The 12,790-nt window shown below is 64.7% G+C and carries 13 protein-coding genes and 1 pseudogene; 7 read left to right on the forward strand and 7 right to left on the reverse strand.

Annotated elements, in window-relative coordinates; all coding sequences use genetic code 11:
• Nucleotides 1-32: 32 nt before the first annotated feature.
• Nucleotides 33-737 (reverse strand): SDR family oxidoreductase, encoded by a 705-nt coding sequence (locus AC0L3E_RS15250; RefSeq protein WP_023813851.1) that lies wholly within the window; start codon nucleotides 735-737, stop codon nucleotides 33-35.
• Between the two features lie 127 nt (nucleotides 738-864).
• On the opposite strand from AC0L3E_RS15250, the gene AC0L3E_RS15255 reads away from it, so the two are divergent.
• Nucleotides 865-1,764, forward strand: a complete 900-nt coding sequence (locus AC0L3E_RS15255) for a LysR substrate-binding domain-containing protein (RefSeq protein WP_127271872.1) — start codon at nucleotides 865-867, stop codon at nucleotides 1,762-1,764.
• Here AC0L3E_RS15255 and AC0L3E_RS15260 read toward each other — a convergent pair.
• Nucleotides 1,761-2,222, reverse strand: coding sequence for an Lrp/AsnC ligand binding domain-containing protein (locus tag AC0L3E_RS15260; protein WP_023813853.1), 462 nt, complete (start codon nucleotides 2,220-2,222; stop codon nucleotides 1,761-1,763). The two genes, AC0L3E_RS15255 and AC0L3E_RS15260, sit on opposite strands and share 4 nt — an antisense overlap.
• Nucleotides 2,223-2,349: 127 nt before the next feature.
• Between AC0L3E_RS15260 and AC0L3E_RS15265 the strand changes: the two genes are divergently transcribed.
• Entirely contained in the window at nucleotides 2,350-3,345 is a 996-nt protein-coding gene (locus AC0L3E_RS15265; protein WP_473605089.1) for an ornithine cyclodeaminase family protein, read from the forward strand.
• A 126-nt stretch (nucleotides 3,346-3,471) separates the two neighbouring features.
• Here AC0L3E_RS15265 and AC0L3E_RS15270 read toward each other — a convergent pair whose 3' ends face one another.
• Nucleotides 3,472-4,089, reverse strand: a complete 618-nt coding sequence (locus tag AC0L3E_RS15270; RefSeq protein ID WP_473605090.1) for a helix-turn-helix domain-containing protein — start codon at nucleotides 4,087-4,089, stop codon at nucleotides 3,472-3,474.
• Nucleotides 4,090-4,224: 135 nt separating this feature from the next.
• Here AC0L3E_RS15270 and AC0L3E_RS15275 point away from each other — a divergent pair, with 135 nt between their 5' ends.
• The 3 genes from AC0L3E_RS15275 to AC0L3E_RS15285 are packed head-to-tail and all read left to right on the forward strand — an operon-like array spanning nucleotide 4,225 to nucleotide 8,200.
• Nucleotides 4,225-5,358 (forward strand): NAD(P)/FAD-dependent oxidoreductase, encoded by a 1,134-nt coding sequence (locus AC0L3E_RS15275; RefSeq protein WP_473605091.1) that lies wholly within the window; start codon nucleotides 4,225-4,227, stop codon nucleotides 5,356-5,358.
• 55 nt (nucleotides 5,359-5,413) lie between these two features.
• Complete coding sequence (locus AC0L3E_RS15280; RefSeq protein ID WP_473605092.1) at nucleotides 5,414-7,015, forward strand: ABC transporter substrate-binding protein; 1,602 nt, start codon at nucleotides 5,414-5,416, stop codon at nucleotides 7,013-7,015.
• Between the two features lie 3 nt (nucleotides 7,016-7,018).
• Nucleotides 7,019-8,200: a serine hydrolase domain-containing protein gene (locus AC0L3E_RS15285; RefSeq protein WP_473605093.1), complete on the forward strand. Its 1,182-nt coding sequence runs from the start codon at nucleotides 7,019-7,021 to the stop codon at nucleotides 8,198-8,200.
• Here the strand turns inward: AC0L3E_RS15285 and AC0L3E_RS15290 are convergent.
• On the reverse strand, nucleotides 8,197-8,910 hold the full coding sequence (locus tag AC0L3E_RS15290) for a 3-keto-5-aminohexanoate cleavage protein (protein ID WP_127269269.1): 714 nt from the start codon (nucleotides 8,908-8,910) through the stop codon (nucleotides 8,197-8,199). The genes AC0L3E_RS15285 and AC0L3E_RS15290 overlap by 4 nt on opposite strands.
• Before the next feature lie 320 nt (nucleotides 8,911-9,230).
• On the opposite strand from AC0L3E_RS15290, the gene AC0L3E_RS15295 reads away from it, so the two are divergent.
• Nucleotides 9,231-9,425: a hypothetical protein gene (locus AC0L3E_RS15295; RefSeq protein ID WP_164748793.1), complete on the forward strand. Its 195-nt coding sequence runs from the start codon at nucleotides 9,231-9,233 to the stop codon at nucleotides 9,423-9,425.
• A gap of 54 nt (nucleotides 9,426-9,479) precedes the next feature.
• Here the strand turns inward: AC0L3E_RS15295 and AC0L3E_RS15300 are convergent, their stop codons facing one another.
• Entirely contained in the window at nucleotides 9,480-11,597 is a 2,118-nt protein-coding gene (locus tag AC0L3E_RS15300) for an EAL domain-containing protein (RefSeq protein WP_473605094.1), read from the reverse strand.
• 249 nt (nucleotides 11,598-11,846) lie between these two features.
• On the opposite strand from AC0L3E_RS15300, the gene AC0L3E_RS15305 reads away from it, so the two are divergent.
• A complete protein-coding gene (locus AC0L3E_RS15305) occupies nucleotides 11,847-12,296 on the forward strand; it encodes an ester cyclase (RefSeq protein WP_292459098.1) in 450 nt (149 codons plus the stop codon).
• A gap of 77 nt (nucleotides 12,297-12,373) precedes the next feature.
• On the opposite strand, the gene AC0L3E_RS15310 is transcribed toward AC0L3E_RS15305, so the two are convergent.
• Nucleotides 12,374-12,514, reverse strand: a complete 141-nt coding sequence (locus AC0L3E_RS15310) for a hypothetical protein (protein WP_245469987.1) — start codon at nucleotides 12,512-12,514, stop codon at nucleotides 12,374-12,376.
• A pseudogene (locus AC0L3E_RS15315) lies at nucleotides 12,514-12,790 on the reverse strand (hypothetical protein); the annotation flags it as partial. The pseudogene AC0L3E_RS15315 and the gene AC0L3E_RS15310, both read right to left, overlap by 1 nt.

The raw sequence follows: 12,790 nt of genomic DNA on the forward strand, positions 1-12,790 counted from the left end.
GTGAGATGCCGGGATCCCCCCGGCCGACGCCCTCAAATAGCGCGTATGATGCCGCCGTCGACCCGGATGTTCTGGCCGGTGATGTAGCCGGCGCCTTCGGACGCCAGGAAGGCGATGGTCGCGGCGATTTCTTCCGAGGTGCCGTAGCGCTGCATCGGCACACTGTCGCGGCGTTCTTCTGTGGCCGGCAGGCTGTCGATCCAGCCGGGCAGCACGTTGTTCATGCGCACATTGTCGGCGGCGTAGGTGTTGGCGAAGATCTTGGTGTAGGCGGCAAGCCCGGCACGGAACACCGCGGACGTCGGGAACATCGGGCTCGGCTCGACCACCCAGGCCGTCGAGATGTTGATGATGGCCCCACCCTTCTGCTTGACCATCTGCGGCGCCACGATGCGCACCGGACGGATGACGTTCAGCAGATAGACATCCATGCCGGTGTGCCATTGCTCGTCGGTGATTTCGAGGATCGGCGCACGCGGCCCGTGGCCGCCGCTGTTGACCAGCACGTCGATGCGGCCAAAACGTTCGAGCGTCAGGTCGACGAGACGCTGCAGATCTTCATTGGATTGGTTGGAGCCGGTGACGCCCAGCCCGCCCAATTCCCCAGCCAGCGCCTCGCCCTTTCCGGACGACGAAAGAATGGCGACCTTGAAGCCGTCCGCCGCCAGCCGCTTGGCCGCCGCCGCACCCATGCCGCTGCCGCCGGCCACCACCACAGCTACTTTTTCTACACTCATCGGATTTTCCTCTCAGGGTTTGCGGGCACCGCAAGCGGTGTTTTCGGGAGCTGAGCGTTGATATAGCTGGTTTTCCCCGCTGGTTCGAACCAGAATGCCTGAAATCAACCTGTAGAAAAACTCCTGCATGCCCGAAGCCTTCCTCAGCCTGCCGCCGTTGAATGCGCTGCGCGCCTTCGAAGCCTCGGCGCGTCATCTCAACTTCCGCATCGCCGCCGAAGAGCTCAATGTCACGCAAGGGGCGGTCGCCCAGCACATTCGCGGGCTGGAAGCCGATCTCGGCACAAAGCTGTTCGAGCGGCTGCCGCGCGGCCTGGCGCTGACCGATGAGGGCCGCGCCTATGTCCCCAATATCCGCCGCGCCTTCGACCTGATCTCGGAGGCGACGCTGCTGCTTCGTCCCGAGCCGGCGCGGCTGACGATCAGCGTGACGCCGAGCTTCGCCACCAAATGGCTGATCCCGAGATTGCACGACTTCGTCGCGCACAACCCGCTGGTCGATTTGCGCGTGCTGGCCAGCGAGAGCCTATCGAGCTTTCAAGCCGATGGCGTCGACATCGCGGTCAGGCAAGGCCGCCCGCCCTTCGGCGCTGGGCTGATCGTCGACCTGCTGTTTCCCCAGCAGATCGTCGCCGTCTGCAGCCCGGCCTTGCTGCCGGAAGGTGTTGCTGAAATCGCAGCCTCCGAAATCCAGCACCATGTGCTGTTGCACGATGCCCACAATCTGTGGCCGGAATTCATGGAGAAAGCGGTCGGCCTGAAGATGACGACCGAATTGAAACGGATGCGCTTCAACCAGACGGGCCTGGCCATCGACGCGGCCGTCGCCGGCCAGGGCATTGCGCTGGCCAGCCGCTTCCTCGTAGCCGCTGATCTCGCCACGGGCCGCCTGGTTCAGCCCGTCAGCGGCGAAATGCGCGGCACGCAGGATTTTTATGTTGTGATGCCGAGAAAACAGCGCCACCCCGAGCCGACGCAAGCCGTGCGGCAATGGTTGCTGGATGCGGGAGAAAGGCCGCCGCTCTAGATCGGCAGCAAGGCGTCGGGCTTCACATTGGCGATCGAAGCGTAGGTGTGTGTCTCCCGCACCCCGGGCAGCGGCAGGATGACGCGCTGCAGGAAATCCTGGAACATCGCCATGTCGGCGATGCGCGCCTTGACCAGATAGTCGAAGCCGCCGACCACCATGTGGCATTCGATGATCTCGGGCGCCCGCAGAACCGCCTCGGCGAAGCGGTCGAACACATGCGGCGCCGTGTGGTCGAGCCGCACCTCGATGAAGACGAGCTGCGCCTGCCCGATCCGAGCAGGATCGAGCACCGCGCGCACGGCGCGAATGAAGCCTTCGGCGAACAGCCGCTTGACGCGCTGCGTCGCCCCCGTCGGCGACAGACCGACCCGGCGCGCCAGATCGAGCGTCGTGCGGCGGCCGTCCTCCTGCAACAAACGCAGCAGCGAGCGGTCGATACGGTCGAGATCGTCCATTTCAGGATTCACACTTTTTGACCAGAACAAACGTGATAATCACGCCAAAATAGCAAAAGCAGTATATTTCATCACGCTCCCAGACCGCAATACCGTTGTCGTGCAACCGACAACGAAAGCGGATCCCATGACATCAGCGATATCGATCTCCTGCAGCGCCCAGGCCAAGGGTGACATGCCCGTACTCATCCTGAGCGAGGCCGAGGTGAAAACCTGCATCGACCTGCGCCAGCTTCTCGACGTGCTCGCTGGCGGCTTCAAGGCCTTGTCCGGCGGCAAGGTGGTCAATCCGGCACGGCCGCAGCTCGATGTTCCGCAGGCCGGCTATTCGCTGGCGATGTCGGCATGGATAGCGGGCATGCATCTGACGGTGAAGATCGTCAACGTCTTCGAGGGCAACGTCGCCAAAGGCATCCCCAGCCACCTCGCCACCATCCATCTGTTCGACCCGCAGACGGGCATGCCGGTCTGCGTCATGGACGGCACCTACATCACCGCCGTGCGCACCTCCGGCTCGGCCGTGCTTTCGGTGCGTGAACTCGCCCGCCGCGGCGCCAAGGTCGCGACGGTGGTCGGCGCCGGTGTGCAGGCCGGCCAGCATCTGCATCTTCTGCCGCTGGTGCGCGACTTCACCGAGATCCGCGTCGTCTCGAAGGAATTCGCCGATGCGCAGGCGCTTGCCGCGCAACATCCCGGCGTCGTTGCCGTCGCCGATATCGAGGCCGCGGTGCGTTCGTCCGACGTCGTCTGCCTGGCAACGCATTCCTATGCGCCGGTGATCTCGGCCGAATGGGTGCGGCCGGGCACCCATGTCTCGTCGATTGGCGTCGCACCGCCCGGTGGCGAGTTGCCGGTCGAGCTTATTGGCCGGGCCAGCCTGTTCGTCGAGACCAGGGACGCCTTTGCCCCGACGCCGGTCGGCTCTTGCGAACTGGCGGGCATTGATCCGAAAGCCGGAATCGAGCTCGGCGACATGCTGCTCGGGCGGCGGCCGGGACGAGTCAGCGCCGATCAGGTCACCGTCTACAAGGCCATGGGCGTCGCCATGGAAGACATGGTGGCCGCCGACCTCGCCTACCGCGAGGCGGTTCGGCGGGGAATGGGACGTGTAGTTGCGCTGTAGCGGAGCCGCTCAATTGTTGGAGCCAGCGCCGCCCGTCGATAGGATCGTCCTTCTCCCCGTTTACGGGGAGAAGATGGCGGCAGCCAGATGAGGGGCAGCACCAACGTGGAGGGTTGGGACCTGCCCCTACCCCTCCACCGTCTCCAGCACGCTCAGCAGCGCGCCCTCCATGTCAGGCTCGTCGCCGGAGCAGACGCACAGCATCTCGGCGTCGCCCTCGCCCACCGACAGATAGGCGTGACCCATGGTGGAATCGATATAGACGCTGTCGCCCTGTTTCAGCCGCACCGGCGCGTACTGGTCGGTGTGCAGTTCGATCTCGCCCTTGAGCACGATCAAAAATTCCTCGCCGGCATGCCTGGTCAGCGGGCCGAATTCCTGCAGCGTGCGGGCGCGTGCATAGGCGTGGATCGGCACCATGCGCTTGCGCACCAGATCGGTGGCCAGATAGCGGTAATCGTAGTTGCGGGTCAGCTGGCGCAGCGTGTTGGACTGCGAGGTCACCGAACGACGGGTGCGCGCGGCCGGCTGCTTGCGGTCGCCGCTGAGCAGCTCGGTGACATTGATGCTCAGCCCCTCGCAGATCTGCAGCAGCTTGTCGTAACTCAATGACATCTGGTCGTTCTCGACCTTGGACAGCGTCGACACCGCGACGCCGGTCAGCGTGCTGACCTCCTGCAAGGTCCAGCCATGCGTCTTCCTCAAGCCGCGCAGACAATCACCGAGGTTCGGTTGCTCCGACATCGTCAGCTCCTGGCGCGGCCACCGGGCCGCTTCTTCACCCTAGGTAGTCCAACTCCCTGCCGCCATCAACAACGCTAATAATTTTCTTATACGCTAAATATTGACTGGATACGAAAATATTTCTACCCCTAGGACATGCAGTCCAAGTCTCACCAAAAAATCGTCGTCATCGGCGGCGGCATTGCCGGCCTTTCGCTGGCGGCGGCCGTGCAATCCTGGGCCGAGATTACCGTGCTCGAGCGCGAGCCGCATCTCGGCTACCACGCCAGCGGCCGCTCCGCGGCGCTGTTTTCCGAAACCTATGGCAATGCGCTGGTGCGGGCGCTGTCGCTGGCCAGCCGACAGGCGATCATCGATGGCGGCTTCGCCGCCCACCGGCGCGGCGCGCTGCATGTCGGCGGCGTCGAGGACAGTGCAGCCGTCGACCGCATGGCGGCCGAGATGCAGGCGCTGGTGCCGAGCGTGCGGCGCCTGTCGGCCACGGAAGTCACCGCGCTGGTACCGGTCATCGCCACGGCAACCACCTGCGGCGGCGTGCATGAACCCGGCGCGCTCGATGTCGACACGGGAAAGATGCTTGCGGCTTCAGCCTCCGCGCTCAAGGCCGGCGGCGGCGTGATCCGCACCGGCGAGGAAGTGCTGGAGATTTCTCGCGTCGCAAACGGCTTCAGCGTCACCACCAGTGCCGGCGCCTACCAGGCCGACATCGTCGTCGACGCCGCTGGCGCCTGGGTCGATGTCGTCGCCGGGCTGGCCGGTCTCTCCGGTCTCGGCTTCCGGCCGAAGCGCCGCACCGCCTTCCTTTTCGATCCGCCCGCCGGCACCGACATCAGCGCCTGGCCGCTGGTGGTCGATTTGCATGAACAATTCTACTTCAAGCCCGATGCCGGCAGGCTGATCGGCTCGCTGGCCGACGAGACCGATTCCGAACCCTGCGACGCCTATCCGGAAGACATCGACGTCGCCATCGCCGTCGACCGCATCGAACAGGCGACGTCGCTGCGCATCGGCCGTCCGTCGACGCCGTGGGCTGGCCTGCGCACCTTTTCGCCCGACCGCACGCCGGTCATCGGTTTCGACCCTCGCCTGCCCGGCTTCTTCTGGCTCGGCGGCCAGGGCGGCTACGGTTTCCAGGTGTCGCTGACGCTGGCGCGGCTGGGTTCGGCGCTGCTGCGCGGCCAGCCGCTGCCGGACGATCTCACGGCTCGCGGCATCACCTCCGCCGCGCTTGCGCCCGACCGTTTCATCACCCCGGCGGCGACGCCATGAACTTCACCGGCCTGCCCTTCCCTCAACCCGTAAAGTGTCATCAGGAGCGTTTGCGATGAAATCCGTTCTGCGCGCAGTCCTTACCTCGTCCTTGCTGGCCTCGTCCGTCCTTCTTGGCGGACAGGCCTACGCCAAAACCCTAGTCTATTGCTCGGAAGCCAATCCCGAAACCTTCAACCCGGCGATCGGCACGGCGGACTCCACCATGGATGCCGCCGCCAAGACGATCTTCAACCGGCTGGTCGAGTTCAAGCCTGGCACCACCGAGGTCGGGCCGGCGCTGGCCGAAAGCTGGGAGGTCTCAGCCGACGGCAAGATCTACACGTTCCACCTACGCCACGGCGTGAAATTCCAGTCGAACGACCACTTTACACCGTCGCGCGAGTTCAATGCCGACGACGTGCTGTACACCTTCAACCGCCAGCGCGACGCCAGCAATCCCTACCACAAGTTCGGCGGCGGCGCTTACGAGTACTTCAACGCACTGGGCATGGGCTCGCTGATCGACAAGATCGACAAGGTCGACGACCACACCGTGCGCTTCACGCTGACGGCTGCAAATGTCACCTTCCTGCCCGGCATTGCGCTCGACTATCTCTCTATCCTGTCGTTGGAGCAGACCGAAAAGATGGTCGCCGCCGGCACGCCGGAACTGATCGATAGCGAGCCCGTCGGCACCGGCCCGTTCGTGCTGCAGGCCTATGTCCCCGACAGCCAGATCCGCTACGCCGCCAACAAGGATTATTGGCGCGGCCCGCCGAAGATCGACACTCTGGTCTTCGCCGTCACCCCCGAACCGACCACGCGCGTCGAGCGCCTCAAGGCCAATGAGTGCCAGGTCGCCGCCCCGCCCCCGCCAAGCGCCGTCGCCGATTTGCGCACCGATCCCGACATCACCGTGCTCGACCTCAAGGGTCAGAACATCGGCATCCTCGGCTTCAATGTCGAACACCAGCCGCTCGGCGATGTGCGCGTGCGCATGGCGCTGGCCAAGGCCGTCGACCGCAAGGCGATCGTCGACGCCGTCTATGCCGGCGCCGGCACGGTCGCCGGCAGCGTCGTGCCGCCGGCGCAGATCGGCGCCGTCACCGACGCCGGCATCGACTATGACCCGGATGGCGCGAAGGCGCTGCTGAAGGAAGCCGGCCACGAAAGCGACCTGAAAATCAGCCTTTGGGCGATGCCGGTATCGCGGCCCTACAATCCCAATGCCAAGCGCATGGCCGAGATGATCCAGGCCGACTGGGCGAAGGTCGGCGTCAAGGCCGAGATCGTCAGCTTCGAATGGGGCGAATATCTCAAGCGCACCGCGGCGGGCGAACAGGACGCCTATCTGCTCGGCGGCAGCAGCGACAATGGCGACCCCGACAACATGCTGAGCTACCTGCTGTCCTGCGACGGCGTGAAGGGCGGCTCCAACCGCTCGCGCTGGTGCGATCCGGCCTTCGAGAAGCTGCTGCAGGACGGTCGCGTCGCCGCCGATCCGAAACAGCGCGCCGACATCTACGCCAGGGCGCAAGCGATCCTGAAGGTCGAGGTGCCGGTGGCGCCGATCGCCCATTCGGTGGTGGCGATCCCGATCCGCAAGAGCGTGCTCAACTACGTGCTCGACCCCTTCGGCCGGCAGAACTTTGCCGCCGTCGATATGGCGGAGTGAAGCTTGGCGACCCTGCCCTCGGGCTCGGCCCGGGGACGCACCGACACCTATGAAACCAGCAATTTGGCGGCGAAAGCAGAATCCATGCGTGAAGACCTGAACGCCCTCCTCAAGACCTATCTCACCGATGGCGCGGTAGGCGCCTCGCTCGCCTACTCCACAGGCGCCGCACCAACCGCCCTCACTGCCGGCCTCGCCGACCGGGAGCATGGCATTGCCGTCTCGCCCGACCGCCTGTTCAAGATCGGCAGTTGCACCAAAACCTTCGTCGCCGCCGCATTGGTCAAGCTCGCTCAGGACGGCAAGCTCGACCTCGGCGCGCCGATCGCCTCCTGGTTTCCCGACCTCCCGGGAGCAGAAGACATTTCGGTGCGCCAGCTGATCAACCACCGCAGTGGCCTGCCCGAGTTCGAATATTACATTCCGATGGATCCGAGCCGGCAATGGACGCCGCAACAGCTGGTCGACATAGCCTTCGTTTCCGACAAGCAGAAGGCGCCGGGCGGGCCCGCCGTCTACAACAACACCGGCTATGTTCTGGCCGGCATGGTGATCGAGGCTGTCTCCGGCCAGTCGCTGGGCGGTTATGTCAGAAGCGCGATGCTGCACCCGCTCGGCCTGACAAACACCTGGTCGCCGGCCACCGAAGCCTTTCCGGAAAAGTCGATGGTGCGTGGTTACTACCACCGCCCCCCGCCGCCAGCGAATGCGCCCACCGACATCGCCTCGGGCGGCGAGATGTGGCGCATGGATGGCGTGCTGCCCTACTCCGACGACTTGCAGGATTCCTCCGATTCCTTCCCGTTCGGCGCCGCTTATGGCTGCGGCGACATGGTGTCGACGCCGTCCGATATGGTGAGCTTCATGCGTGGTCTCTTTTCCGGAAAGCTGCTGTCGCCGCCGTTCTTCGCCGAGATGTTCGAACACCGCGTGCCGGCAAGTTTCCCTGGCACACGCATGCGCGAGACCGGCGCCGGCATGTTCCAGAGCGCCTACGCCGATCGCGCCTTCTACGGCCACCAGGGCAGCATCCCCGGCTACGTCGCCGTGATGCTGCACGACCCGCTGTCCGGCCTGACCATCGCCATGACCAGCAATGTCGGCTCCGGCAACCGGCTGTCCTTCCAGGCCAGTGGCCTCCATCCGGTGGTCGATAAGGCGATCAGGATCATTCTGGAAAACTAGCCGCGAAAGATCGCCACGGCGGCAGCGATGATCGCCGCGTTGTCCTTCGCCACAGTTCCATCGGCGAGCGTATTGCCGTCTTCCAGACCGACCCGTGTCGACCAGCGCTTGCGATGCGCAACCTTGACGAAGGGCCAGACAGTTGCATCGACGCCATGCAGCAGGATCGGCCGCCGTACCCCGGCGCGCTCGAGCACGGCGACGATGCCATGCGCTTCGTCGAGTGCAGCGGACAGGTCCGGGATGTCGATCTCGATCAGAATGCGCAGCACCTGGTCGTGGCCGGGAAGCGCTACGAAGCGCTCGGCATCGGCGACGACGGCAAGCCCCGCCTCGATGCCGACACCACGCTGGCGCAGCAGTTCCATCACGGCGGGCGCATCCGGTTCGGACAGGTTGACCGAAGCATAGTCGGGCAGGTCTCGCCAGCCGGCGATCGCCGTGCGGGTCCGCTCGACGTCGTTCTCGATCCAGGCGCCGGTCGACACGCCGACCAGTGTTCCCGGGCAGGTCCGGCGCACCGCCAGCACGGTGGCGTCGACGGCTGCCAGGCTTTCGCGCCCGTCAGTGCCGCGCGGATGGATGTGCAGTTCGGCCGCTCCAGCGGCGACGCAGGCTGCCGCATCGCTGGCCATTGCCTCAGCAGTCAGCGGCAGCTTCGGGTGGAAATCGCGCACGCGCGCGCCGTTGATGCAGGCCTGGACGATCATCGGTCTCACCTTGCGCAGGAAGTTGACAGTCTAATCACGCGGCGGTGAAGCCGCCAATCTCCCCCGTGTGGGGGAGATCTTCAATCTCATCAAGCGTGCAGGCTGCGAAACAGATCGAAAATCTGATTGTTCAGGTCGGCAGGACAGCGCCCCCCTTTATCCTGCCGGACATCTCCCCCACGGGGGGAGATTGGCAGCATCAACGCCGCGCGCCTCCCCGCAACATTCGGCGGCATTTGAATAAAAGCCGCTCGTGGATATTTACCCGGCGTTCCCTCGTCTCCGGCAAGGTCTTCTAGGGCGGGATCATGGAGGGACCATTGACCAGCGATTTTTCAGCCGCCCGCATCCACCTCGAACGAGCCTATCATTATCTGCAAGGCAACGACGAGACGAGTCGCGCGGCCTGTGAAGCGCTCGATCTGTTGATCGAAGCGGTGACGGAAGCGCAGCACAGGCGACCCGAGGCTGGAGTGCTGGAGTTTCCGCAATCGACGGCGCGGCGAACCGGATAGAATGCGGCGAGTTTCAGGTCAGTTCGGCCTGGCCTGAAACTCGCCGCACCCGGATCACGATGCCTTGCGGGCCGTCGCTCCCTTAGTCGCACGCGCGACAATTCGTTCCAGCGGCTCTGGCCGGTGCAGCAAAAATCCCTGGCCGAAGGCGACGCCCATGTCGCTCAACATGGCCAGCGTGTCCTGCTGTTCGATCTTCTCGCCGACCACGTCACAGCCGAGGCTGCGGGCGATGCTGGTGATGGCCAGCACGATCTCGCGGTCGAAACGGCTTTGCGTGATGTGTTCGATGAAGGAACCGTCGATCTTGATCGTGTCGACGGGGAACCGCCGGAGATATTCGAACGAGCTCATACCGGCGCCGAAATCATCGAGGCTGACCCTGCAGCGCCGCTCGCGCGCCTTGCGCACAAACTGTTCGGCCGCGTCGAAATTGGTGACGGCGGCGGTTTCGGTGATCTCGAAGCCGATGCCCGAATGCGGCGCCCCGGTTTCTTCTATGACGTTGTCCACGAAGTCCCAAAGCTGCGGGTCGCTCAGCGTCTGCGCCGACAGATTGAAGCCAAGCGTCAACACCCCCGAACGCAAGGCGGCACCATGCCGCGACAGCGCGGTGCGGATGATCCAGCGGTCGAGCCGCGACGCTATGCCGAACCGCTCGGCCACCGGAATGAACTCGCCGGGTGGCACCAGCCGGCCGTTGCGGGCGGCGAGCCTGGCCAACACTTCGACATGGCGGCTTTCCAGCCAGGGACGGCCCAGAAGATGGATTTCCTGGCCAAACAGCTTCAGCCTTCCGTCTTCCATGGCATCGACCGTGTCGGCGACGACGCGCGCCGCGTTGAGGCCACCCGAACCCGATGCCGTATCGGTGGAGAAGACGGCAAATCGGTTCCGCCCGGCGGCCTTGGCCGCGTAGCAGGCGTCGTCGGCACAGGCCAGCGCGTCGGCGACCGTGGTGCTGGCATCATCGACGAAAGCGATGCCGATCGAGGCCGCCAGCTTGCGCGACGTGGCCGTCGATCCAAGTTCGGCATCGCGAACCGCGGCAAGTACCGCGTCGGCCAGCCGCCCGGCCTGCGCCGTATCGCAATTGGGCATCAGCAGCGCGAACTCGTCACCGCCCAGGCGCGCGGCATGCGCCGTCGGGGGAAGGCAGCCCAGAATGCCTTGGGCAACGCTTTTCAGTGCCAGGTCGCCGGCCGCGTGGCCGGCAAAATCGTTGAGCGCCTTGAAGTAGTCGAGATCGACATAGAACACGGAGAGCGGCAGCCGCTGCGCGGCCGCGATGTGATCGGCCAGCAGCCGGTCGAACGCGGCACGGTTCAAGAGACCGGTGAGCGCGTCATGGCGGGCCGCATAGGCAAGCTCCTGCTCGCGCTGCTTGTCTTCGGTGATGTCGCGCACCGTGCCCAGGATCTGCCCCGCCAGCCGGCGGTCCGGGATCTGCGGGTCGGCAATGAAACGCAGCAGGGATTCTATGTGCCGGACCTCTCCGTCGCGCCGGACGATGCGGTATTGCACGGCGGTGACCTTGTCCGTTTCGAGCGGCACCAGATGCGCGCGCGACGCGGCCTCCTTATCGTCCGGATGCAGATAGCCGAACCAGTGGTCGCGCTCGACTTCGGCGGTGTCGGAGACAAGCCCGAAAATCTCCCTGGTGCGTTCGTCCCAATAGCTTTTGCCGGTGGCAAGGTCGTGGTGCCAGATGCCGGTACCGCTGGCGGCGAGCGCCAGGCGGAAGCGCACATTGACCTGCTCGAGTTCGGCTTCTGCGGCTTTCTGCTTGGAGATGTCGGTCTGCACACCCATCAGCCTGAGCGGCTTTCCCATCGCGTCGCGCTCGACGGCGCCGCCGCGATCGAGCACCCACACCCAGTGTCCCTGCTTGTGCTTCAGCCGCAATTCGGTCTCGATGGCGTCGGTCAGGCCGGCAATGTGGCGGTCGCCGCTGGCCAGCGCCCGCTCGCGGTCGTCGGGATGGGTCAGTTGCAGCCACAGGTCGCTGGTGTTGGCAAGTTCGCTCTCATCGTAGCCCAGCATCCGCGCCCAGGTCGCGGAATAGAAGCAGTCGCCGGTTACAAGATCCCAGTCCCAGACACCAAGATGGGCGCGCTCCAGGGCCTTGGCCCAGAACGTTCCATTGCGACTTTTCTTGCCCTGACGCGCCATCGTCTGCTTCGCCTGCTCCACCGCAGGGCAATCTGCGGCAAAACCAGAGAAGAAACAGTTACCACGGCGATGGCGGGCTGCTTTGTTGGCTCCTCACCTGCCGCCTCTGCTCTTCGATTGGCCGGCAAGAACCGGAGTTTCGCATCGGCCGGATGTTCCTAGTCATGGCTCCAGGTCATCGGCCAATCCGGTGATCCCGGATCATCGGCGGCGCCGATGATCACATTGCAGAGACAAGAGGATCTTCCAATGACCAGACAAGAAGACAACAAGGCCGTCGTCGTCAGATGGTTCACCGACTTCTGGGGTGAAAGCTGCGACCTGTCCGTCGTCGACGACATCGCGGCACCCGACATGCTGCTGAAATACTCGCTGCACGAGCCGCGCCGCGGCCGCGACGACATCAAGGCCTTCATGAGCGGCTTCCGCGCCGCCTTCCCGGACCTCAACTTCTGGGCCACGGCCGACCTGATTGCCGAGGGCGACTATGTCGTCGGCCAGTGGGAGGGCGGCGGCACGCATACCGGCCCGGCCTTCGGCGATTTCCTCGCCGGCTCGCTGCCGGCCGCCACCGGCCGCACGATGCGTTTCACCGGCACCACGGTGCTGAAGGTGGTCGACGGCAGGATCGTCGAGGAGATCGGCCTCGATGACGGCGTCGCCGCCCTCACCCAGCTCGGCCTGATCAAGGCCGCTTGATTCGAAAAGAGCCATCGCCATCCAGGCGATGGCCACCTTCAACGGGATCAGGGGCTTCGATCGGGTAGTGCTTGTCCTCACTCGATCAGAGTTGCGAGAACGTCGAAGCGGTCACCATCGCGAGAGCCGACCTCCGGCTCATTCCCGAAATATTTGACGATTTCGGCAATTGCCCAATCGTAATCGGCTTCGGTCTTGATGGGTCGAATGTTTTCCATCACACCTTTTCCGGATCAATCCTGTCATACTCTTTGTGTGTTCCGACGAACAGGCTTGCACCCTCCTGACCCTTGTCAGGAAACGGGTGGCGAGGCCGGCCTTTGGCGGCTTCAATGCGGCCATGTTCATCACCCTGGCCAAGAATCTGAAATCCACGCCACTGCAAGCCGCCGACGCAACCCGCGGGGCGCGGGTAGTCCTGGCCGCCCAAACCGCCCCCCGCGGCATATTGGTTTAGGGGGGGGCCACCCGCGGCTAATTGACGCCCTACAGCC

The organism is Mesorhizobium sp. WSM4822 (assembly GCF_055811155.1).

Excerpts from the sequence above, each read along its gene's own strand:
- AC0L3E_RS15250 (WP_023813851.1), bottom strand. The coding sequence starts at position 737 with ATGAGTGTAGAAAAAGTAGCTGTGGTGGTGGCCGGCGGCAGCGGCATG.
- AC0L3E_RS15255 (WP_127271872.1), top strand. The coding sequence starts at position 865 with ATGCCCGAAGCCTTCCTCAGCCTGCCGCCGTTGAATGCGCTGCGCGCC.
- AC0L3E_RS15260 (WP_023813853.1), bottom strand. The coding sequence starts at position 2,222 with ATGGACGATCTCGACCGTATCGACCGCTCGCTGCTGCGTTTGTTGCAG.
- AC0L3E_RS15265 (WP_473605089.1), top strand. The coding sequence starts at position 2,350 with ATGACATCAGCGATATCGATCTCCTGCAGCGCCCAGGCCAAGGGTGAC.
- AC0L3E_RS15270 (WP_473605090.1), bottom strand. The coding sequence starts at position 4,089 with ATGTCGGAGCAACCGAACCTCGGTGATTGTCTGCGCGGCTTGAGGAAG.
- AC0L3E_RS15275 (WP_473605091.1), top strand. The coding sequence starts at position 4,225 with ATGCAGTCCAAGTCTCACCAAAAAATCGTCGTCATCGGCGGCGGCATT.
- AC0L3E_RS15280 (WP_473605092.1), top strand. The coding sequence starts at position 5,414 with ATGAAATCCGTTCTGCGCGCAGTCCTTACCTCGTCCTTGCTGGCCTCG.
- AC0L3E_RS15290 (WP_127269269.1), bottom strand. The coding sequence starts at position 8,910 with ATGATCGTCCAGGCCTGCATCAACGGCGCGCGCGTGCGCGATTTCCAC.
- AC0L3E_RS15300 (WP_473605094.1), bottom strand. The coding sequence starts at position 11,597 with ATGGCGCGTCAGGGCAAGAAAAGTCGCAATGGAACGTTCTGGGCCAAG.
- AC0L3E_RS15305 (WP_292459098.1), top strand. The coding sequence starts at position 11,847 with ATGACCAGACAAGAAGACAACAAGGCCGTCGTCGTCAGATGGTTCACC.
- AC0L3E_RS15310 (WP_245469987.1), bottom strand. The coding sequence starts at position 12,514 with ATGGAAAACATTCGACCCATCAAGACCGAAGCCGATTACGATTGGGCA.